The organism is Bifidobacterium sp. ESL0732, assembly GCF_029395535.1.
Classification (GTDB): Bacteria; Actinomycetota; Actinomycetes; order Actinomycetales; family Bifidobacteriaceae; genus Bifidobacterium.
In genome coordinates this window covers 1,933,881-1,955,562 of the sequence record NZ_CP113920.1, presented here as the reverse complement: position 1 = coordinate 1,955,562, position 21,682 = coordinate 1,933,881, and the positions used below count along the sequence as shown (strand labels likewise).

Sequence of the window (21,682 nt, the reverse complement as noted above, 5' to 3'; positions counted from 1 at the left end):
GTGTTGTCTGATTTGTATGGAATGACAAAGTATTTCGTTACCTGTTCGAATACAGTTGCCCTTATGAGCAATAAGACCAATTTCCCGATCGCACGGCGATTAGCGCAGGCCGAGGTGCAATATGGCGATTTCGCGCGAAAGACCGGTGCGAGCAAACCGCAGATGCCACAAACCGTGCAGGCTGCAGACGAGTTGATGACGCTCGCGGCCGTCGATTCCACCAATATTCTGGCGCGAACGATGCTGGCAAATGGCGAACTTGACGTGATTGATGCGCAAGGCAATCCTCGGATGGTCGCGATGTGCGCGGACGTCCAGAGCGCCGGGCACGGGCGTCTTGGCCGGCAATGGAGCGACAAGGCCGGCGGCGCCTCGTTCCTTGTTACTTATATCACTGCGTTGCCGCAGCAGTTGGTGACGGATTCGCAATACAATGGTTGGTTTACGATCATCGCCGGACTTGCGGCGCTTGACGCACTGAACGGCGCTTTGGCCGAGTGCGGAGCCAAGCCGGTCGACCCTACTCACCGACTTCAACTCAAATGGCCGAATGACATTTTCTATAACGGCCACAAACTTGGCGGCATCTTGGCTGAGCTGGTGCAATTGCCGGACGGGAAAAAACGCCTTGCAGCGCGACGATCTGGGTATTCGTTGGAACGTTCGGCGCTTCGGAAAGGGCAAGATGGCGAAGGCGTGTTGCCGGTCGGTTCGGTTTCGGATTCCGATGGCATCGTCGACTCGTTCGAAAACGGTTTGCACGGTAATAAGGTGCAAGCTTTTGCTGCCGATGCTGCCGATGCTGGCGATGTTTCCGGTGATGCTTGCGAGCCGGCCATCGGCGTGATGTTCGGCATCGGCATCAACCTTGATATCCCCTGCGAAAGCCTGCCAACCCCGATTTCTACATCTCTGCAGATCCTATATACTCGGCTGCCCAACCCGGTCACGATGCGTGACATGATCGCCGCTCGGTTGGCCAAGTCATTGAAGCAGCGGTTGGCGGTTTTCGTCGCCGATCCGGAAAATGAACTTCCGAAATTGTTGGAAGAGACACGAGCCAAGTGCTGGACGCTGGGCCGCGAGGTCGAGGCGAAATTCACAGATGGTTCGAAGATCAGGGGGCAAGCGTGCTCGCTCAATCTCGATGCGTCGTTGACGATTCAGGATGAGCATGGCGCCCCTCACGTCGTCAAAACTGGCGACGTGGGTGTGTTGGCTTGAAGCAAAGAGGCACTTTTTTCACTGTGAGATGAATGATTACAGAAAATAGGCATCACTGATAATTTGTCACTGAACCCTAAGGCAGATTTATGCGACATGTACGAATAATCTTGTCGCGTCTTGAGCTTTGTGCAAATCTACAAAAGCGCTCGGGCGATTTTGTCGATTCTTGCGGTTCCGCAGGTGGGGGATAGACGATAGGTTGGAACCTATGGTCAAAAATGTCAATAAACTGCTGGTGGCAAACCGCGGCGAAATCGCATTACGCGTCATTCGCACGGCCCACGAAATGGGGATTCCGACCGTAGCGATCTACGCCGAGCAGGACAGAGATGCACAGTATGTGGAAATGGCTGACGAAGCCTATCTACTGCATGGGGATTCCTACCGCGCCTATATGGACGAGGACATGATCATCGACGTGCTGCACCGTAGCGGCGCCGACGCGGTCCATCCGGGTTACGGTTACCTTTCCGAAATCGCTTCGTTTGCCGACAAGGTGATCAAGGCCGGTGCCACGTGGATCGGCCCAAGCCCGACGGCACTTACCGACCTTGGCGACAAGATTACTGCCCGTCGCGTGGCCAAGCGTGCGCACGTGCCACCGGTGCCAGGGCTTTCCGAACCTGTCAGCAACATGCGTGAACTCCTGACGTTCGCACAGATCAACGGCTATCCGGTGATGATGAAGCGTACCGACGGCGGTGGCGGCAAGGGTATCACCCTGGTCCACAACGACGACGAGCTGCGCAGCTTCTATATGAACCACGACGCGCTCGAAGGCGGCGACCTCAACGAGTATTTCGTGGAGCTTTTCATCGACAAGGCGCGCCACGTCGAAACACAGTCCGGCCGTGACAGCCACGGCAATTTCACCGTCTACTCCACGCGTGACTGCACCGTGCAGCGCCGCAACCAGAAACTCATCGAGGAGGCTCCGGCTCCGTTCCTCACCGACGACGAGACCGAACAGCTCGAGCGCTATTCCCGCAGCCTGTTCAGCGCCGTCGATTATGTCGGCCTTGGCACCTGCGAGTTCATGGTCACCGCGCAGCACAAGGTCTACTTCCTCGAGGTCAACCCTCGCCTGCAGGTGGAGCACACCGTTTCCGAGCAGGTTTCCGGCCTCGATTTGGTGCGCGAGCAGATCAACATTGCCAACGGCGAGGAGCTCACCCAAGCCCCGGAAAGCCACGGCCATGCCTTCGAACTTCGTATTACAAGTGAGGATCCGGACAAGAACCTCACTCCGAGCGGCGGGACGCTGACGCGCCTCGATTGGCCCAGCGGCCCCGGCATCCGCATTGATTCCGGCGTGAAGGTCGGCGATGTGGTTTCCCCGAAATTCGATTCGATGATGGGCAAGCTTGTGGTCACCGCGCAGGACCGTCCCACCGCCGTCGCCCGTGTGCGTCGTGCGCTCAAAGAGTTCAAACTGGAAGGCGTGCCCACACCGAAAACGCTTTTCGAGACGATTTTCAACGATCCGGAATTCACTGCTGAGAATCATCCCTTCTCGGTCTATACCAAGTGGCTTGAACGCAAGTACTTGAACCGCAAGCCCGATACCGCCGGCAGCGGCCAGCCCGCTTCGCTTTCGGGCAATGAAGAGAAGCCCAAGAAGCAGGAGACCGATTCCTTCGTCATCGAGGTCGACAACAAGCGCGTCAAACTCACCGTGCCACGCGATATCGTCGACAATCTCACCGGTTCGGCCCGCGCCCGCGGAACCCGGCGACCCACCCAGCCGTTGCGTGGCTCCTCGTCGGGGGCCGTCGAAGAACGTGCGAAGGTCAACGACGGCAAGTCCGGCGTCATCGATTCGCCGATGCAGGCCATCGTCACACGCGTCAACGTCGCGGAAGGCCAAGTAGTCAACAAGGGCGACCTGCTGGCCGTGCTCGAGAGCATGAAGATGGAAAACTACGTCTACGCGCCCGTCAACGGCACTGTGCATAAGATTTTCGTTGGCCCTTCCGATTCCGTGGACGCTGGCACCACATTGATGAAGATCGATGTGGATGGCGCTGCCGATCGTGAGAAGTCCGGTGCGAACGATACTGCGGATAAGGCTGGTAACGACAGCGACAAGGCGGCCGATACCCCTGCTCCCGATTCCACCGAGAATGCCACACCCGCAGCACCTGCCGCTGACGCCGAGAAGGAAGGGGATCGCTGATGACCGACATCATGACCACCACGGCCGTCGAAAAGGCCATGGCCAGCAGCCAGCCCCTCGACCAGCAGCCGATTCGCGCCTCCGTCGCTCGAGCCGCCGAACTCGCGCGTGACGCTGAAAACCACGCTCACGCCCGTCAGAGCGCCAAAGGCAAGTTCACCGCCCGTGAGCGCCTCGACCTGCTTTTCGACACCGGCACGTTCCAGGAGATTGGCCGCTTCTCCGGCGGCAACATCAACAAGGGCATCGCCGGCTCGGCCGTCATCACCGGTTTCGGCGACGTCTACGGCCGCAAGGTCGCCGTCTACGCGCAGGACTTCTCCGTGCGCGGCGGCACGCTCGGCCACGCCGAAGGGGAAAAGATCTGCCACTTGATGGATATGGCCCTCGACCTGAAGATTCCAGTTGTCGCGTTGATCGATTCTGGCGGCGCCCGCATCCAGGAGGGTGTGGAAGCGCTGACCCAATACGGTCACATTTTCCGTAAGACCTGCGAGGCCTCCGGTTTCATCCCGCAGCTTTCGCTGATTCTCGGCCCCTGCGCGGGTGGAGCGGTTTACTGCCCGGCCTTGACCGACCTCATCATCATGACCCGTCAGAATTCCAATATGTTCGTCACCGGCCCCGATGTAGTTAAATCCGTCACGGGCGAGACCATTTCCATGGAAGATCTCGGCGGCGGCAAGGTACATAACGCCGTTTCAGGCGTGGCACACTATCTTGGCGAGGACGAAGCCGACGCGATTGATTACGCGCGTACCGTTCTTGCCTATCTGCCTTCCAGTTGCGAGGATAAGCCACCGGTTTACGCCTACGCGGCTACCCGTGCCGACCGTTCGACGGCCGAACGTCTCGGCACCATCGTCCCCGACAACGATCGCCAACCCTACGACATCAACGAGGTTATTCGCTGCATCGTCGACTACGGCGAATTCGTGCAGGTGCAGGAGCTTTACGCCAAATGCGCCGTAGTCGGTTTCGCCTGCATCGAGGGTCATCCGGTGGGTATTGTCGCAAACCAGCCCAATGAACAAGCCGGCATCCTCGATGTTGATTCCAGCGAGAAGATCGCTCGTTTCGTCCGTCTGTGCGATTCATTCAACCTGCCTGTGGTCACTTTGGTGGATACCCCCGGCTACAAACCCGGCAGCGATCAGGAGCACGCGGGTATCATCCGTCGCGGTGCGAAGGTCATCTATGCCTATGCCAACGCGCAGGTGCCGATGGTCTCGGTCGTGCTGCGCAAGGCTTTCGGCGGTGCTTACATCGTCATGGGGTCCAAGGCCATCGGCGCGGACGTCAACTATGCCTGGCCTTCCAGCCAAATTGCGGTTTTGGGCGCTGCCGGCGCGGTCAACATCATTCATCGCAAGGATTTGCACAAGGCCAAGGAGCGTGGCCAGGACGTCGAGGCGCTGCGCCAGCAATACGTCGACCAGTACGAAAGCGAGACCCTGAACGCCAACCTTTCGCTGGAAACCGGCCAGATCGATGCGATGATCGACCCCGAGCAGACGCGCGAGGCCATCGCCGAATCGTTGCGGCTTTTGCGCAACAAGAAGCGTGTCCGCCGCACCAATAAACACCATGGAAACCAACCCATGTAACGTTTGGCCCACAAGCGCAATCCCAGGCGAGATGGGTAAGATTGCAACCAACTGCCTCGCATAGGATTGCTCGAATAATAGTTTTAGATTTTTTGTAATAACCGTATCCATCAGAATTTCAACCAAATATAAGGAAGATAATGACTGAAAACACCTTCTTCTTGAACCGCCTCAGCACTGAGCCCCATGCGCTCATCTTCAGCGGTCAGTCCACGCCGTGGGTCAGCTCCCTGGCCGACGAATGCACCGACCCGAGTCTGGCGGAGAAGCTCAAGGCGCACGCCGAGGCTTCGGACCGTCTGCTCTCGGCGGTCACCCCCGACCTGCTTGCCACGATGGGCGGCACTGTCGACCTCTTCGGTTTCAAGGCCAACCCTGCCAAACTTGGCCCCGCCGCCGGCGCGGCCGCCAGCGTTCCGGGCATCGCCTTGGCTCAGTTGGGTGCGTTGATTGATGCGGAAGGCCTCGGCTATAGCGTGGCTAAGGCCAGGCCGGTTGCCGTTCTCGGTCATTCCCAGGGCATTATCGCCGAGCATATGGTCGATGCCATTGAAGCGGCTGGTTCCATCGATGCGGCCCGCGACGCCATCGACGAGATTCTCGCCATCGCGCGTCTGATCGGTGCCGCCGGCACCCGTCAGTCCCGTCTGCTGCCGGTCTCCACGAAATTCGGCGATGCCACGCCGATGCTCTCGGTACGTGGTGCCACTAAGCGCCAGATCGAGGTCTTGGTCGATCGCGTGGTAAAGCCGCGCGGCCCGATCGCGTTTGCCGTAACTAATGCCACCGATAATTACGTACTTTCCGGCCATCCGGAGGATCTTGCGTCCTTCGCCGTCGAGGTGGGCAAGGAACACCGCCGTCAGGCCAAGCTGCGCGCCGACAAGGTTCGCGGCGGCGAGGTTTTCGACCCGATCCTCGAGTATCTCGAGGTCACTGTTCCCTTCCATTCCCCGCTGATGGCTGAAGCCGTCGAGTCCACCGTCTCGTGGGCACAGGCTTGCGGCTTAGACGCCGATCGCGCCCGCACGCTGGCCAGCGAAGTGCTGGTCAACCATGTCGATTGGGCCGCGCGCACCGACGCGTTGCTCAAGAGCAACGATCCCACCAAGCTGTGGATTGTGGATATGGGCCCGGGCAACACCGTCGGCAAGCTTGTCAGCGCTCTGGTGCAAGGCACCGGCGTCGGCGTAGTCGAGGCCGACAGTGAAGAGGCTCGCGCCGCGCTTTCCACCATGGAAGAGGAACCCACCCGTACGCAGGATTGGCGCAAGTTCGCTCCGAAGGTGATTTCCACGCCCGCCGGTGACAAGATTCGCACCAAGTTCAGCGATCTGACGGGCAAGCCGCCGGTGCTGCTGGCCGGCATGACCCCCACCACTGTGAACGCTGATATCGTCTCCGCGGCCGCAAACGCCGGCTACTGGGTCGAAATGGCTGGTGGTGGCCAGGTGACTCCGGCCGTTTTCGACCGTAACGTCGCCGCTCTTAGTAAGCAGCTCGAAGAGGGCCGAACCATTGAGTTCAACGCGATGTTCATGGATCGTTATCTGTGGAATATGCAGTTCGGCCCTGCAGGCATCGTCGCCAAGAAGCGCGCCTCCGGCACCCCGATCGACGGCGTGGTGATCTCCGCGGGCATTCCCGAACTCGACGAAGCCAAGCAGCTGGTCGCCTCGCTCAACGAGCAGGGCTTCCCGTATGTCGCCTTCAAGCCCGGCACCATCGACCAGATTCGCCAGGTCGTGCGCATCGCCAAGGCCGTCGCCCCGGTCTCCGTGATCATGGAGGTCGAAGGCGGAGCCGCCGGCGGTCACCATTCCTGGGAATCCCTCGACGTCCTTCTGATGGATACTTACGCCGACGTGCGTGCCTGCGACAACCTTGTGCTGGTCGCTGGTGGCGGCATCGGCACCCCCGACCGCGCTGCCGACTATATTTCCGGCCAGTGGTCGCGCGTTTACGGCAAACCTGACATGCCCGTTGACGGCGTTCTGATCGGCACCGCCGCGATGACGGCCAAGGAAGCCCACACCAACCCCGACGTCAAGCGCATGCTCGTCGCGACCCCCGGCATTTCGCCGAAGCCAGACGATTCCGACCCGTTCGCGCCTCTGGGCGAGAACTGGGTTCCGGCCGGCCAGGTCGCCAAGGGCGGTGTCGCCAGCGGCTTGAGCCACCTGCACGCCGATATCTACGAGCTTGAAAACGCCTCCGCTCGTTGTGGCCGTCTGCTTGTCCGCGTCATGAAGCATCCGGAAGAGCTGGAAAGCCGTCGCGATGAAATCATCGAAGCGCTCGACAAGACCTCACGTCCTTACTTCGGTGACCTTGACAAGATGACCTACGTCCAGTGGGCGCAGCGTTTCGCCGAACTTACCTTCCCATGGGCCGATCCGACTTATGCCGACCGTTTCCTGCACCTGCTGCAGCGCGCCGAAGCCCGCGTCTGCGATCAGGAATCCGGCGAATTCGCCTCGCTCTTCACTTCCCGCGCCGACGTCGAAAAAGACCCGCAGACCGCCATCGACAAGCTGCAGCGGGCCTATCCGCGTGCCGCCGAGGTCACCGTGACCCCGACCGACGTGGCCTGGTTCCCGACGCTGATCCACGAGTATCACAAGCCGATGCCCTTCGTGCCGCAGATCGACAACGACCTGTTGCGTTGGTGGGGTCAAGACCAGCTTTGGCAGTCCGAAGACCCGCGTTATTCAGCCGATTCCGTGCGTGCCATCCCCGGTCCGATTTCGGTGGCCGGTATCACCACAATTGACGAGCCTGTCGGCTCCATCCTTGGCCGCTTTGAGGCCGCCGCGCTCGACCGCACCCGTGAGCTCAACGGGGGAGCAGAGCCGCAACAGGCGTTCGCGGAGCTCGATGCGGCCAGTGACGCCGAAGACTTCATTCGCAAGTCCCCGAACATCTCGTGGGTCGGTCACTTGATGACCAACCCCGCGTTCGGTACGCCGAATGGCGATAAGTATTACGAAATCCGTGAAGTTGGTGACGAGAACGGCACTCAGATGTTCGATCTCGACATCCACCTCGACACCTTCTGGGACAACGACCCCGACGGCGGACTTTCCAAGCACGCGGTGCGCGACATCGTCATCCCGCTGAACGTCCGTCCCGCCGAAACCGGGCTCTTCCCGGTGGTCGACCGCGAACGTCTGCCCAAGCACGTCTACGCGATGCTGGCCGACACCGCCGGTATCGGCAATACCGCCATCACTGGAGACAAGCTCACGGCGATGCCCGAAATCGAAGAGATGAGCGATAAGGTCGCCTTCCCCTACGGCCAGGCCCATACCAGCTACACGCTTTCCGCCAACCTCGGCTACGACCACGAAGCCGCCACCGCCGGCAATATGCCCGGCTCCCTGAACGCCTCGCGCATCGCCCCTGATGCGTTGGTCGGCCCGGCCTGGCCCGCGATTTACACGGCTCTCGGTTCGGTTTATGTCCACGGCTATCCGGTTATTGAGGGCCTGCTCAACGCCGTTCACCTTGACCATCAGATGGAACTCGAGGTCACCGAGGATGAGTTGCTGGCCCACACCGGCGAGAAGATTGACCTGACGAGCTGGGCCGACGCCTACGCCGAGTCCGCTTCCGGCCGAATCGTGACCATCCACGTCACCCACACTGCCATCGACGGCACCGTTTTGGCCCACGAGGTCGAGCGTTTTGCCGTGCGTGGTCGTTCCTATTCCGACGATCTTCCGGTGGACGTGCCCGATTATGGCGACTATCTTGCTTATCGCAAGAGCCGGACCGGCGCTGGTACCCCGTTCGACGAGGACGAGGATAAGGGCCTTGACCAGGTGGTGGCCACTCCGCGCCGCATGTTGCGTCGCGTCACATTGACCGCACCGAGCGAGATGACCGCGTTCGCCCGTACTTCCGGAGATTTCAACCCGATCCACACCTCGCATCGCGGCGCCGCCGTTTCCGGCCTGAAGGCACCGCTCGTGCATGGCATGTGGCTTTCCGCCGCCGCGCAGCACGTCGTGCAGGCACGCGACGACAAGGGCGCGCACTATGAGATTGTCGGTTGGACCTACAACATGTATGGCATGGTCCAGCTCAATGACAAGGTCGAGATTTCGGTCGAGCGCATCGGCAAGCTGCGTCACGGCGGCATGACTCTGGAGGTCACCTGCCGCATCGATGGCAACATCGTCTCCCGTGGCACCGCAGCCGTTCGCGCCCCGCGTTCCGCCTACGTCTATCCTGGCCAGGGCATCCAGCAGCAGGGCATGGTCTTGGACGAACGCGCCAAGTCCGCCGCCGCCCGCGAAACCTGGGAGCGAGCCGACAAACTCACCCGTGAAAAACTCGGCTTCTCGATTCTGGCCATCGTACGTGACAACCCGAAGACGCTGACCGCCAACGGCGTGACCTACCATCACCCAGACGGCCTGCTGAACCTCACACAGTTCACCCAGGTGGCGCTCGCCACCGTCGCCTATGCCCAGACCTCCCGTCTTCGCGAGGCCGGCAGCGACATTTGGCCTGCCTATTTCGCCGGCCACTCGCTGGGCGAATACAACGCGCTGAGCTCATTCGCCGGCATCATTCCCTTCGAGACGGTGCTTGAGCTGGTCTTCCAGCGCGGTTCCGCCATGAACAGCCTCATCGACCGCGATGAGCAGGGCCGTTCCAACTACCGGATGGCCGCCTTGCGTCCGAACCAGTTCGGCGTGGGTGACGACGGTGTGGACGATTATGTCAAGTCCGTAAGCGAAGCAAGCGGCGAATTCCTGCAAATCGTCAACTACAACCTTTCCGGCCAGCAGTATGTCATCGCAGGCACGCTCAAGGGTCTTGAGGCTTTGAAGAAGGATTCCGCCCGGCGTGTCAAGGAATACGGCGGCAAGCCCGCGCTCATGTATGTGCCCGGCATCGACGTGCCGTTCCACTCCATGCTGCTGCGCAAAGGCGTGCCCGACTTCCGCAACAAACTCGACACCCTGCTTCCGGCGCATATCGATTACCAGCGTCTGGTCGGTCGTTATATTCCGAATCTTGTGGCGACGCCGTTCGAGATGACCCGCGAGTTCGCACAGAAGATCGTCGATGTCGTGCCGTCCACCCGCATTCAGGAAGCGCTTGACAATCCGGAGATTTGGGATTCCTACGCCGCCGACGAGCAGAAACTCGGCCGTCTGCTCTTCACCGAGCTCCTGGCCTGGCAGTTTGCCTCCCCGGTGCGCTGGATCGAGACGCAGGCCATCATGTTCGGCGACCCGGCCCAAGGCGGTCTCGGCGTTGAGAATTACGTCGAAGTCGGCCTCGGCAACCAGCCGACACTCGCCAACCTAGCCACTAAGACCCTGCGTCTGCCTGATTTCTCGGGTAGCGAGGTTGCGGTCTACAACCTCGGTCGCGACGAGCAGCGCGTGTATATGACCGATTCGGATAGTCTGGCGCCGGAGAAAAGCGAAGAGCTCAGCGAGCTCTCTGCGGAGGGGAACAGCGGAAAGCCCAGTGGGCTTTCCGCCCCCGACGCTGAGCGCGATAACTCGAGCGCGAAGCAGCCAGAAACGGCGGCGTTAGCCGCTCAAAATTCTGTTGCGGTTACTTCTCCTTCGGCACCCGCTCCAGCCGCTGCCTCAACCGAACGCCCGGCGGATCTGCCCTTCAAGGCGTCCGACGGTATCGAAATGCTCCTGGCCTACGCAGCCAAAGTCCGTCCCGACCAGATCGGCGACAGTGATACCACCGACACTCTGACCAACGGCGTCTCTTCACGCCGTAACCAGCTGTTGATGGACATCAGCTCCGAGCTTGGCGTGGCATCGGTCGACGGCGCCGCCGAGGCGTCGATTACCGACCTCTATGCTCTGGTCAACAAGGTGGCTCCGAACTATAAGCCCTTTGGCCCGGTGCTTTCCGATATTGTGCGCGATCGTATCCGTGGTCTCTTCGGTGCTTCCGGCGTCAAGCAGTCCCAGGTCGTCAAGCGCGTCACCGATACCTGGCAGCTGGGCCAAGGCTGGGCTGATTACGTGCTCGGCACGTTGGTCCTCGAAACCCGCGAAGGCAGCTCTTCGCGTGGTGACGATCTCGCCAGCCTCAGCACTGCTCAGGTCTCCAACGCCAACGACGCGAACGCGCTGATTGACGCGGCCGTGCAAAAGGTCGCCGCCGATCATGGCGTTTCCGTGGCTCTTCCGAGTGCTGGCGGCGCCGGCGGTTCGGTGGTCGATTCTGCTGCTCTCGACGCTTTCGCCGAAAAAGTGACTGGCGCCGACGGCGTGCTCGCCAAGACCGCACGCTTCGTGCTTGATGAGCTCGGTGTCAAGGCTCCTGTCGTAGAGGAAGACGAAGACGAGGATGCCGCCGTGGTCGAAACCGTCGAGGCCGAACTTGGCAGCGACTGGGTTGATCAGGTCGCGCCGCGCTTCGACGAACGCAAGGCCCTGCTGCTCGATGACCGTTGGGCCACGGCGCGCGAGGATCTCGCTCGTCTGTATTACAACCACGACCAGAAGGTCTCTGCGCTGAGCTTCATCGGCGCAGGACACGAAGTCGCCGATCAGGCCACTTGGTTCGCGTCCAAGGCGGAAACCGACGGCAACAGCATTCTGTCCTCCACTTTCAACCGTATCGCGGTCGAGGCGCGCAGCAATGCCAAGACCGATCCGAAGGCGTCCCGCTTTGCCGGCGACGTCGCCGTGGTCACCGGCGTGGCCCCGAACTCCATCGCAGGCCAGGTCGTCGAAGGCCTCTTGGCAGGCGGCGCGACGGTTATCGCCACTTCGCACAGCTTCAAGCAGTCGGTGAAGGCATGGGCCGAGAAGGTCTACCGAGAGCACGCGGTCGGCGACGCCAAGCTCTGGTTGGTCCCGGCTAACCTTTCCAGCTATCGCGACGTCGATGCCTTGGTCAAGTGGGTCGGCGGCGTGAGCAAGAAGACCACCGGCGCAACGACGACGATTCTGAAGCCCGCCTACGAGCCGAGCCTCTTCTTCCCGTTCGCGGCACCTCCGGTGCATGGCACCATGGCCGATTCCGGCCAGCTTTTCGAGTCCCAGGCACGTCTGATGCTCTGGGGCGTCGAGCGTGCGATCACCGGCTTTGCGGCCATCGGCGGCGACACCGACGTGCAGCACAAGCTCCACGTCGTCCTGCCCGGTTCCCCGAACCGCGGCGTTTTTGGCGGTGATGGTGCGTACGGTGAGGTCAAGGCCTCGTTCGACGCCATCGTTACTCGTGCCCGCGCGGAGAAGGATTGGTCCAACAGGGTCACCTTCGCCCACCCGCTGATCGGCTGGGTGCGTGGCACCGGCCTGATGGGTGGCAACGACCCGCTGGTCGACGTCGTCGAACGCCATGGCATCCGCACCTATTCCACAGAAGAAATCGCACAGCAACTGCTCGATCTGGCTGACACCGGGGCCCGCAAGCAGGCCGAGAAGGCTCCGCTTCGTGCCGACCTGACCGGTGGCTTGGGCAGCGAACCCATCGATATCTCCGCCCTTCGAGCCGAAGCCGAGGCCGACAAGGCCAATTCCGCTGCGGCTAACGCAGGCGAGAACACGGATGCCGAGGCAAGCACAAAGAACAAGGACGGCAAGGCGACGCTCATCAAGGCGCTGCCCACCCCGAATCCTCCACGTCAGGCCGAGGTCAATCTCGCCGATTGGCGCAATGTCACCGTCAAGCCCGAAGACCAGATTGTCATCGTCTCCATCGGCGAGCTGGGCCCATGGGGATCCGGCCGTACCCGCAGTGAGGCCGAGCTGGGCATTCACCCCGACGGCAGTGTAGACCTGTCTGCCGGAGCGGTGCTTGAGCTGGCTTGGAACATGGGTCTGGTCACTTGGCAGGACAGCCCGAACGCCGGTTGGTACGATACCGACGGCAATCTCGTGCCTGAAGAGGATATCGCCGAGCGTTACCACGACGAGGTCGTGGCCCGCTCCGGCCTGCGTCCCTTCGACAATGGCATGGGCAGCGGCGATTATCAGGAAGGCACTGCCAGCGGCGAGGTGGAGATTTACCTCGACCATGAAGTCACCTTCAATGTGCCGAGCGAAGAAGTCGCCCAGCAGTATGTCATCATGGATGCCGAGCACACTACGATCGCCCAGGACGAGGAGTCCGGCGAGTGGAGTGTCACCCGCGAACCCGGTTCGATGATTCGCGTGCCCAAGCGCTTCGCCATGACCCGTACTGTCGGCGGCCAGTTCCCGAAGGGCTTCGACCCTGTCAAGTGGGGCATTCCCGCTTCGATGGTCGGCGAGGTCGACGAGATCGCGCTTTGGAACATCGTCACCACCGTTGACGCCTACCTCTCCGCCGGTTTCACACCGGCCGAGGTGTTGCAGACGATTCACCCTTCGATGGTCGCCTCCACGCAGGGCACCGGTTTTGGCGGCATGGCCAGCATGCGCAAGCTCTATCTCGACCGTTTCCTCGGCCACGAGATTCCGACCGACATCCTGCAGGAAGCTCTGCCGAACGTCGTCGCCGCGCATGTCATGCAGTCCTATATCGGGGGCTACGGCAACATGATTCAGCCGGTTTCCGCCTGCGCCACCGCCGCGGTCTCGCTCGAGGAAGGCGTCGACAAGATCGCCCTACACAAGGCGGACTTCGTGGTCACCGGCGCAATCGATGACATCGGCGTGGATTCGGTGATTGGCTTCGGCAACATGGGTGCTACCGCCGACGCAAACGTGATGTACGGCAAGGGCATCTCCGACCGCTTCTTCTCCCGTTCTAACGACCGTCGCCGCGATGGCTTCGTTGAGTCCGAGGGTGGCGGCACGATGCTGGTCACCCGTGGCGATATCGCGCTGAAGATGGGCCTGCCGGTGGCGGCCGTGGTCGGTTACGTCCACAGCTTCGCCGATGGCGCTCACACCTCGATCCCGGCTCCGGGCTTGGGTGCGCTCGCCGCAGCTCAGGGAGGCAAGGACTCCCAGCTGGTTCGCCAGTTGGCGGGTCTTGGTGTCGCCCCCGATGACATCGCCGTGGTCTCCAAGCACGATACGTCCACCAATGCCAACGATTCCAACGAATCCGAGCTGCACAACTCCATCCAGCATGCCATCGGCCGCAATGACGGCAACCCGTTGTTCGTCATCTCGCAGAAGTCGTTGACCGGCCACGCGATGGGCGGCGCTGCGATCTTCCAGATCGACGGCCTGACCCAGCTCTTCAAGTCCGGCGTCATTCCGGCCAACGCGGCCCTCGACTGCGTCGACCCGAAGATGCGCAAGGATGACCATATGGTCTGGCTGCGTAAGCCGCTCAACATCGGCTCCATCAAGGCCGGACTGGTCACCTCGCTCGGCTTTGGCCACGTCTCCGGCTTCGTCGCCCTCGTACATCCCGGCGCCTTCGAGGCCGCCGTGGCCAACGAGTACGGCCAGGATGCGCTCGACAAGTGGCGCGCTCGCGCCAACGAGCGTCTGGCACGTGGCGAACGCCGCCGCCTGATGGGCATGATGGGTGAGGCCCCGCTCTACGAGGAGATCGACAACCGTCGCTTCCACGAAGACACTAAGGCCTATGATTCCCACGAGGTCGAAAAGGCGATGCTCCTCAACCCGGATGCCCGCCTCGGCTCCGACGGCTACTTCGAGTAATCGGTAGATAGAAAAGAAGATTTCATTTCTCCGTTGAACGGTTGACATAAGACAGTCCGTCGCTGGTTTCTGTGCCAGTGACGGACTTATCTTGCTTTTGGTTGGCTTCCGTGGTCTGATGGTACGAATCTGTTGGAATTATTGTGATTTGTGACCGATATGGATTTGAGTATTCTTGCAATGGTTGTATTATGCTGACAGAATATTTTATGAGATTTTTTATCGCAGGAAAGTGATTTATTTTATCTTCTTCAATTAAAAAGACGCTGAAATATCATTTTTTTCTTGGGTATACAGCATATGTGATACCCCTACTCTCACAAAGGTTGTGTGACAAATACCACGTTGATGGCATTTGTCGATGAGTCGATATTTTTTATTTTGTCCGACAGTGATGCGGGACGGATTGATGAAAAAATCCATTCATTTCAAACGTTTCTAGTAATGCATTGTTATACTAATAATTAGTACTTCTGAATTATGGATGATGCATTGAACGACTGAATCCGTCATCTATACAAACAGTGATAGTGAAGAACCGTGGGAAAGGAAGAGAAGCGATGAGGTCTTTGAATAAAGCGATAGTCGGCATGCTTGTTGCTGCGGCGATGATTGCCGGTCCGTTCGCCACGGCGGCTTCCGCTGACGAAACCGCGGAGCCGCAGATACAGACGAGCACCGGCGAGGCTGCGACGTCTACCGAAGATCCCAAGGCGGGCAGCGTCGCCGGCTCTGGTAGCCAATCGGCAGCATCGTCATCAGATACCTCACAATCCGGTGATTCCAAAGAATCGAAGACGGAAGCTGCTGAAAAGAATGCCGTTGGTGAAGACAAGGCGGCTGCACCGTCTCAGCAGTCTTCTCATCCGGCGCAGTCGGTGCCTGATTCGCAGGCTGCCCAGCACGCTCAGCCCCAAGGTGAGAGCAATGTCGTTGAAGAAGGCGACTGGGGCGGTGACTCCGCAGGACAGAACAAGGTGCATTGGTCGTTGCGTCAGGAGGATGACGGCTATGTGATGCATGTCGGCCCCGGAGTTTTCGCTGTCGATGACGAGCCGTGGGGTCCGAATACGACGGCTTACAGCGATCAGCACAAGAGCAACATCGAAAAGATGGTAGGTCTGGTGTTCGATAATCCCACGCACACCTTCTTCTCCTCGGATCCGCAATCTTCGATCGGTTTCGGGTTTTTGCCCGAATTGCGTTATATCCAGGGGGTGGGCGATCTCAATGGCGGGCGGCCGATTGCTCAAGCCGTCATGCAGCAGGAGTTTGCCAACGATCCCAAGCTCGAGACTTTGGACCTCTCCGGTTGGGATACCTCTCAGGTGACCGACATGTGGGAGATGTTCATGAACGACAACGCCTTGAAACGCATCGACGGATTGTCGAATTGGGATACCTCCCAAGTGACCGATATGGCGGACATGTTCTCATATGATCACGCACTATGCGACCTTGACGGGATTTTCGGCTGGAATGTCGAAAAGCTCAAGTTTGTCAATCAGATGTTTTTGGAGTGTCGTTCGCTGACCAAGCTTGACCTGTCGCGGTGGAATACGGCTTCGTTGACAGGCCAGATGCCGTATGTCTTCTCTGATTTGAGTTCGCTGACATATCTCGACGTCTCGGGATGGGACGTTTCCAGAATCGATTGGATGAACGGCACATTCATGAACATTCCTCATATTACGGAGATCAAAGGCATCTCCACTTGGCGTGTGAAGGCTTGCAACACCAATCTTTCCCAAATGTTTGCATACGATGTGAACCTGACTTCGTTGGATCTTGTCGACTGGGACGTCTCCGGGGTCACCAGTATGAGAGAGATGTTCCGTTGTGATTTCGCGCTGGCTTCTGTTACCGGGTTGGAGTCGTGGAACACCGGCCGTGTGACCAATATCTCCCTGATGTTCGATGAGGATGAACAGCTTGACTCGCTGGACCTGTCCGGCTGGGACACGGGCAATGCTGTCGAAGGCAAGCGGGCGTTCCCGTTCACCCTCAAGCAGATTGCTCTAGGGCCGAAGACGCGGTTGAATGCTTCGTTCTTCAGTTACCGAGAACCTCAAAATGCCGGCGCCGAAGAGTGGCATGGCTATACCGGCCGTTGGACCAGCAAAGACGGTAACTGGGTGAGTGACGCCAGTCAAGGCGATAATGAGTCGCTTTCTGCGCTGACCTGTGATTCCGGCTTCACCGGTGGTATTTTCCGCTGGCAGGTGTTCGCCGAAGTGGTCTTCGAGAAGAACGCTCCCGCAGGTGTCAACGTGAGTGGCGATGATTTCAAGATTCGCGAGGTCGGTCCTGATGCCGCTGGTATCCAGATTACGGTTCCGCGCCTGATGTATCACGCCAAGATTCAGAAGTTCCTTGGCTGGAATACCAAGGCCGATGGCAGCGGAACGCCATACAGGAAAAACAATGTCGTCACCGGTTTCACGGCGCCCGGCCAGCAGGTCAAGCTGTACGCGCAGTGGAAGAGCAGAATTCCTCCTTACACCATTCATTATGAGGCACGTCCTCCGGCTGGCTTGACGGCTACCGGCGCCACGCCTGACGACGTGTTCACCGTGACTCCTGGCGAGGGAATCGACCTGTTGCATTATAAGAGGCAGCTTGCTCAGAACGGTTATGAGGTCCCTGGTTACAAGTTCCTGTGTTGGAGGACTCTGCCATATGATCATGGCGGCTACTACAAAGAGAACAGCTATATCAGGGTGGCGCCTGGCACGACCACGGTATATGCGGTGTGGGCGAAGATCATTCCTATCCAGATAGCGCCATTGCCGCCAGTGAAGCCGCTTCCGAACCCGCTTCCGACCCCGTCGCCGTCGCCCGGACCGTCTCCGTCTCCGGCCCCGAACCCGAACCCATCGCCGTCACCTGAGCCAAGTCCGTCTCCGACCCCGACCCCGACTCCGTCGCCGTCACCGTCACCGTCACCTGAGCCAAGTCCATCGCCTGCTCCGAGCCCGGCCCCGACGCCGAGCCCGTCGCCTGCACCGAATCCGAGTCCGGCTCCGACCGCACCGACGGTAGTGCCTCAATCGGTGGCTCCTCCTGCCCCCACGCTGCCTGCAGCACCGCCCGCTCTGGCTCCTGCGCCTCTTATCGGCGCCGCCGCGAACGCCGGCGCGCCCGCGCCCGCCACGGCTCCGGCTCCGGCCCAGCAGCAGCCTCAGCAGACGCAGCCCGCGCGTCCGAAGTGCATCCCGGAGGACGTCTACCGCAGGATGCAGGATGCCAAGGGCAGCACGAAGCCGGCCGACTGGATTGAACCGGACGGCTCAGCCTACGCACAGCCGGCCGCCTGGAGTCTGTCGGATTATAATGGTCTGACGCGCTGCGAGGTGGAGGCTTCGGCCCCGAGCGGTATGGTGAGGCATTTCAACTTCTGGTGGATGCTGGTGTTCCTGGTGCCGCTGTTCCTGCTGATGCTGGCCTACCGTAACGGCGGCTACATCGTGGCTCGCCACCGCGACTTTGACTCTGCCACCATCAAAAAGTAACAAGGTAGTGGATACCCAAAAGCGCCATTAAATGTTGTGCCTCCTTGCAATCGTTCTGGATTGCAAGGAGGCACAACATTTATCATTTATCGGGACTTCTATTAATCTCTCCCGCCCGTTTATCTGTTCACTCGAGTCCGCTCTGATCTTCCGCTTTGTCTGCTGCGTCAGCAGATATCGTCGCAGAATCTTCGTGTTTGAAGTTTTTGTTTTTAAAGGAGGTAAGAGCAGAGTTCAGCTTTTCGTTCATGCCTTCGGTGACCGAACGTGAATACGCGGAAATCACCAGCCAGGCGCAGATATAGAGCACAATGAACAGCACGACGAAAACGAGCATCTCATTGCTGAACAGGTGCTCTTTTCCGCCGTTGATATAGACCCAAAGCACTGATAGGGCCAGTGTAGAGACCCCGTGCAGTGGGATGATGACGCTCCATGGGAGATCGGTGCAGAACAGTGCCAACGTCAGTTCTCCAAGGATGACATCGAGAATAAGCATCGTGCCCATGCTCATCCTGCCGATGGGCATCCATCCCGGCAGGAACAGTTCGATGATCGCTACGGTCAGTGAGCCGATCATCGGGCCTTTGATGGCGTAATTCAAAATCATCGCCAGCTTCGAATCCCTTTGCGTAGGTCGCAGTAGTGCGCTGATGCTGCCGGCAGGACCATGCAGTCTCATGGTCACGCTCCTATCACTTCACGAAGGGCAGGCACATAGCGCCGTCCCACGATTTTTTCAATGCCCCCATCGAGGCTTGCGCTCATATTCCCCGAATAACTGACTTTCAGGGAGCGCAGATGGCGTATATTGATAAGCACTTGTCGAGAGATTCGAACGAATTCCGAAGGCAGACGGGTCATGAAATGGGTGAGTGTATCGCGCGTGTTCAGGGTAGTGATCAACGGCCCTTTTCTGCTCAGGCCCTCTTTGTTGACAAGGATTTGGATGTTCAGCATTTCATCGTTGACTTCCACGGCGACGATGGCAGATGTCGGTATGATTTCGAGACTGCCGTTGGTATTTATGGCGATAGTCGTCGGGTTGCGCCGTTGCAGTGTTTTGATCGATCGCATCAGTTGAACGGTTTCCTCGGTTGCTTCGCTTGCTTCAACGATGATGTTTACATCGCCTTTCGGCAATTTGGGATTCGAGCGGAACGTGATGCCCATATGTCCACCTTGTCCTTTCTTCCCTATCATCAAGAGACAGACTGTATATAAAATTACGCATAGTACACCAGTCTGTAAGTACTATTTCTACAATAATATATAATATGCACGAATTGATAAATAGTCTCTATCTACGTTTCAGTTCAACCCTTTTTTGACACCGCTTAACCCGTGAATCGAATAACTGGGCTGAAATCCCGGTGCCATGCTCCGTCGCATCGTGATATGTTTATTTTACGTGAGTTGGTGAGGGCTCTTGGCTTCATTCGTTGTAGTGAGGCCTGAGTTGTGAAGTGAACTAAGCGAAGGGGGCATGATGAAAAAGCTGAAGAAGATTCTCGTCGGTTTATGCGTCGCTGTTGCCTTCGGTGCTGCGCCCGTCGCCGCCAATGCCGAAGTCAAAGCTGATGTGGCAGATTCCAATCAGGTTACCGCCACCGTTCAGAGTACGTCTGTCGCGTCGACTCCTGATAGCAGCAGGCTTCCTGTCACCCCTGTTGAGGGCGATAACTCGGCTGACAACCAAGTGTCAAACGCCTCTATAAAATTCAACTGGACGGTGCTGGTGGCGTTTGCTGCCGCTGATTTCTTCATTCTTACTGTCGCTTATAATTACGAGACGAAGAGAGACAAACTCAATACTTTTGCACAGCATTACAACGGACGATACGTCGCCAGATAAGCCCTGCGAACCGAACAGTGCTCCTTTGATGGCATAGCTTAGAGTGGCGTGGGCTAGGATTCCTTTTTCGCCGGCGTCTGTCGGTTTTCTCGAGGAGATCAGAGTCGGGGCGGGCGGATGATTTTTGGCTGTTTCCATATGATTGTTTACAAGGTCTTTGGCTGGTTCTTTTCCGCGCTACCAGGCTCATGCCCCTATTATCTTTCGCAAATCAGCGACATAGCGTCGCCCCACGGTCTCTTCTATTCCCGCGTCAAGGCTTGCCGTCATATTGCCGGAATAGCTCAATTTCAATGACCGCAGATGATTGATGTTGATGGCACTTTGGCGGGATATCCTGACGAATTTATTGGGCAGGCGCCTCAGTAAATGAGCTAAGGTGTCGCGCGTAGAGATGGTCCGGATTGGCGGTGATGGGTTTTGCGTCACCCCCTTGCTGGTCATAAGGCGCAATAAGAGCATCTCGTCGTGGACTTCGACTGCGATGATTGAGGTTATAGGTATGAGCTCCAGGCTTTCTTCGGTGTTGATTACGATCGTGGAATTGTTCGACCGGCTCATTTTTTTGATGGCTTGCATGAGCTGCACCGCTTCATCGGTGGGCTTCGTTGCTTCGACGATTACGTTCAGTTGGTCGTCTGGCAGGTCGGGATTCACGCGGAACATGATGCTCATAAATACCTTGCCTGCTCTTTCTCCTGACTGTGTACGAGAATTACCGCTTTTACTCGTGTTCCCTACATGGTCATACAGATATATAAAAATATACTATAAGATGAATTATTTAGTCAATTGAGTTCTATTTTGATATAAAGCTGTTATGTTTTATTGATTTAGTGACGTTTTGACGGTATTTACTGTTGGAACACCGGCGTTTGAGAAACCGTTTTGTGATGCCGACGTTCTGGCCACGATTGCTCTCGAATCTCATGTCGGGCAGGTAGCATGAAACTGTGATAGAGATCAAGGATGGCCGGGAATCGAAGCCGTATGGTTCGCAGCTGCTGGGGGTGGGGCACGATGTCGTCGACGTTGCGGCGTTCGCCGAGCAACTTGACGAGCCCGGCTCGCGTGGCAGACGGCTTTTTTCTGTGCGCGAGCTACGGCAGGCAGCTGCACGCGCCAAAATCAAGCACGACGATGAGGCGACGCATTTGGCCGCTAAATGGGCAGGCAAGGAAGCCGTGCTCAAGGCGTGGTGCGAGGCGCTGGGCGATCGGTCGAATCCTTACACGCTTGACGATTTTCCGTGGTCTCAGATCGAGATCCTCGACGATTCGCGCTCGCGGCCACATGTTGTGCTGACGCAAGCGGTGCAGACGAAGCTGTTGGATTCGCTGGCAATAATGGACTCTGGTGTGGTTTCTTCCAATATGACGGTTTCGCCGCGTTGGCACGTCTCGCTGAGCCATGACGGACCGTTGGCGGCTGCCGTCGTCCTGTTGACTGGTGAATATTACCGAAACTGACTGGTTTAGGTATCATCAACAGATATAAGATGTATCGTTAGCAGCGATAAGTCAAACGTTTGATTTTTCCTTTTAGAGAATATTAAAAATTTTAGATAACTGTAAATGTTAATTATCGTTGAAATGGGATTCATAATATACAAATTGCCGGATAGAAAAAACCTGCGTATTTGGTATTTTCATGTATAAAATTATTAAAAAATACGTTTTTGAGATAATTGGCGTTAAGAAGAT

Annotated in this window: 10 protein-coding genes; 7 read left to right on the top strand and 3 right to left on the bottom strand. The window is 58.3% G+C overall.

The annotated features are described in order from the left end of the window. Positions 1-63 precede the first annotated feature (63 nt). The 5 genes from OZX70_RS07445 (at position 64) to OZX70_RS07425 (ending at position 18,124) form a co-directional block, all read left to right on the top strand. Entirely contained in the window at positions 64-1,224 is a 1,161-nt protein-coding gene (locus OZX70_RS07445; protein WP_277180368.1) for a hypothetical protein, read from the top strand. A gap of 211 nt (positions 1,225-1,435) precedes the next feature. Beyond that, positions 1,436-3,403: a biotin carboxylase N-terminal domain-containing protein gene (locus OZX70_RS07440; RefSeq protein WP_277180366.1), complete on the top strand. Its 1,968-nt coding sequence runs from the start codon at positions 1,436-1,438 to the stop codon at positions 3,401-3,403. Beyond that, positions 3,403-5,010: an acyl-CoA carboxylase subunit beta gene (locus OZX70_RS07435; RefSeq protein WP_277180364.1), complete on the top strand. Its 1,608-nt coding sequence runs from the start codon at positions 3,403-3,405 to the stop codon at positions 5,008-5,010. The genes OZX70_RS07440 and OZX70_RS07435 overlap by 1 nt, the downstream gene beginning before the upstream one ends. A 140-nt stretch (positions 5,011-5,150) precedes the next feature. Continuing rightward, on the top strand, positions 5,151-14,612 hold the full coding sequence (locus tag OZX70_RS07430) for a type I polyketide synthase (protein ID WP_277180362.1): 9,462 nt from the start codon (positions 5,151-5,153) through the stop codon (positions 14,610-14,612). A gap of 560 nt (positions 14,613-15,172) precedes the next feature. Beyond that, the gene (locus OZX70_RS07425) at positions 15,173-18,124 is read left to right on the top strand and encodes a BspA family leucine-rich repeat surface protein (RefSeq protein WP_277180360.1); all 2,952 of its coding nucleotides are present in this window, start codon (positions 15,173-15,175) and stop codon (positions 18,122-18,124) included. Positions 18,125-18,251: 127 nt separating this feature from the next. Here the strand turns inward: OZX70_RS07425 and OZX70_RS07420 are convergent, their stop codons facing one another. Together OZX70_RS07420 and OZX70_RS07415 are read right to left on the bottom strand one after the other, a co-directional pair. Beyond that, positions 18,252-18,806, bottom strand: a complete 555-nt coding sequence (locus OZX70_RS07420; protein WP_277180358.1) for a DUF3021 family protein — start codon at positions 18,804-18,806, stop codon at positions 18,252-18,254. A gap of 2 nt (positions 18,807-18,808) precedes the next feature. Beyond that, positions 18,809-19,297 carry a LytTR family DNA-binding domain-containing protein gene (locus tag OZX70_RS07415; protein ID WP_277180356.1) on the bottom strand — a complete coding sequence of 163 codons (489 nt, stop codon included), beginning with the start codon at positions 19,295-19,297 and terminating at the stop codon, positions 18,809-18,811. 313 nt (positions 19,298-19,610) lie between these two features. Here OZX70_RS07415 and OZX70_RS07410 point away from each other — a divergent pair, with 313 nt between their 5' ends. Further along, the gene (locus tag OZX70_RS07410; RefSeq protein ID WP_277180354.1) at positions 19,611-19,979 is read left to right on the top strand and encodes a hypothetical protein; all 369 of its coding nucleotides are present in this window, start codon (positions 19,611-19,613) and stop codon (positions 19,977-19,979) included. 186 nt (positions 19,980-20,165) lie between these two features. Here the strand turns inward: OZX70_RS07410 and OZX70_RS07405 are convergent, their stop codons facing one another. After that, positions 20,166-20,654 (bottom strand): LytTR family DNA-binding domain-containing protein, encoded by a 489-nt coding sequence (locus OZX70_RS07405; protein ID WP_277180352.1) that lies wholly within the window; start codon positions 20,652-20,654, stop codon positions 20,166-20,168. A gap of 326 nt (positions 20,655-20,980) precedes the next feature. Between OZX70_RS07405 and OZX70_RS07400 the strand changes: the two genes are divergently transcribed. Then, positions 20,981-21,448 carry a holo-ACP synthase gene (locus tag OZX70_RS07400; RefSeq protein WP_277182169.1) on the top strand — a complete coding sequence of 156 codons (468 nt, stop codon included), beginning with the start codon at positions 20,981-20,983 and terminating at the stop codon, positions 21,446-21,448. Positions 21,449-21,682 lie beyond the last annotated feature (234 nt).

What these genes read in the sequence shown, in the direction of transcription:
- OZX70_RS07445 (WP_277180368.1), top strand. Translation starts at nt 64, where the DNA reads ATGAGCAATAAGACCAATTTCCCGATCGCACGGCGATTAGCGCAGGCC.
- OZX70_RS07440 (WP_277180366.1), top strand. Translation starts at nt 1,436, where the DNA reads ATGGTCAAAAATGTCAATAAACTGCTGGTGGCAAACCGCGGCGAAATC.
- OZX70_RS07435 (WP_277180364.1), top strand. Translation starts at nt 3,403, where the DNA reads ATGACCGACATCATGACCACCACGGCCGTCGAAAAGGCCATGGCCAGC.
- OZX70_RS07430 (WP_277180362.1), top strand. Translation starts at nt 5,151, where the DNA reads ATGACTGAAAACACCTTCTTCTTGAACCGCCTCAGCACTGAGCCCCAT.
- OZX70_RS07425 (WP_277180360.1), top strand. Translation starts at nt 15,173, where the DNA reads ATGAGGTCTTTGAATAAAGCGATAGTCGGCATGCTTGTTGCTGCGGCG.
- OZX70_RS07420 (WP_277180358.1), bottom strand. Translation starts at nt 18,806, where the DNA reads ATGAGACTGCATGGTCCTGCCGGCAGCATCAGCGCACTACTGCGACCT.
- OZX70_RS07415 (WP_277180356.1), bottom strand. Translation starts at nt 19,297, where the DNA reads ATGGGCATCACGTTCCGCTCGAATCCCAAATTGCCGAAAGGCGATGTA.
- OZX70_RS07410 (WP_277180354.1), top strand. Translation starts at nt 19,611, where the DNA reads ATGATGAAAAAGCTGAAGAAGATTCTCGTCGGTTTATGCGTCGCTGTT.
- OZX70_RS07405 (WP_277180352.1), bottom strand. Translation starts at nt 20,654, where the DNA reads ATGAGCATCATGTTCCGCGTGAATCCCGACCTGCCAGACGACCAACTG.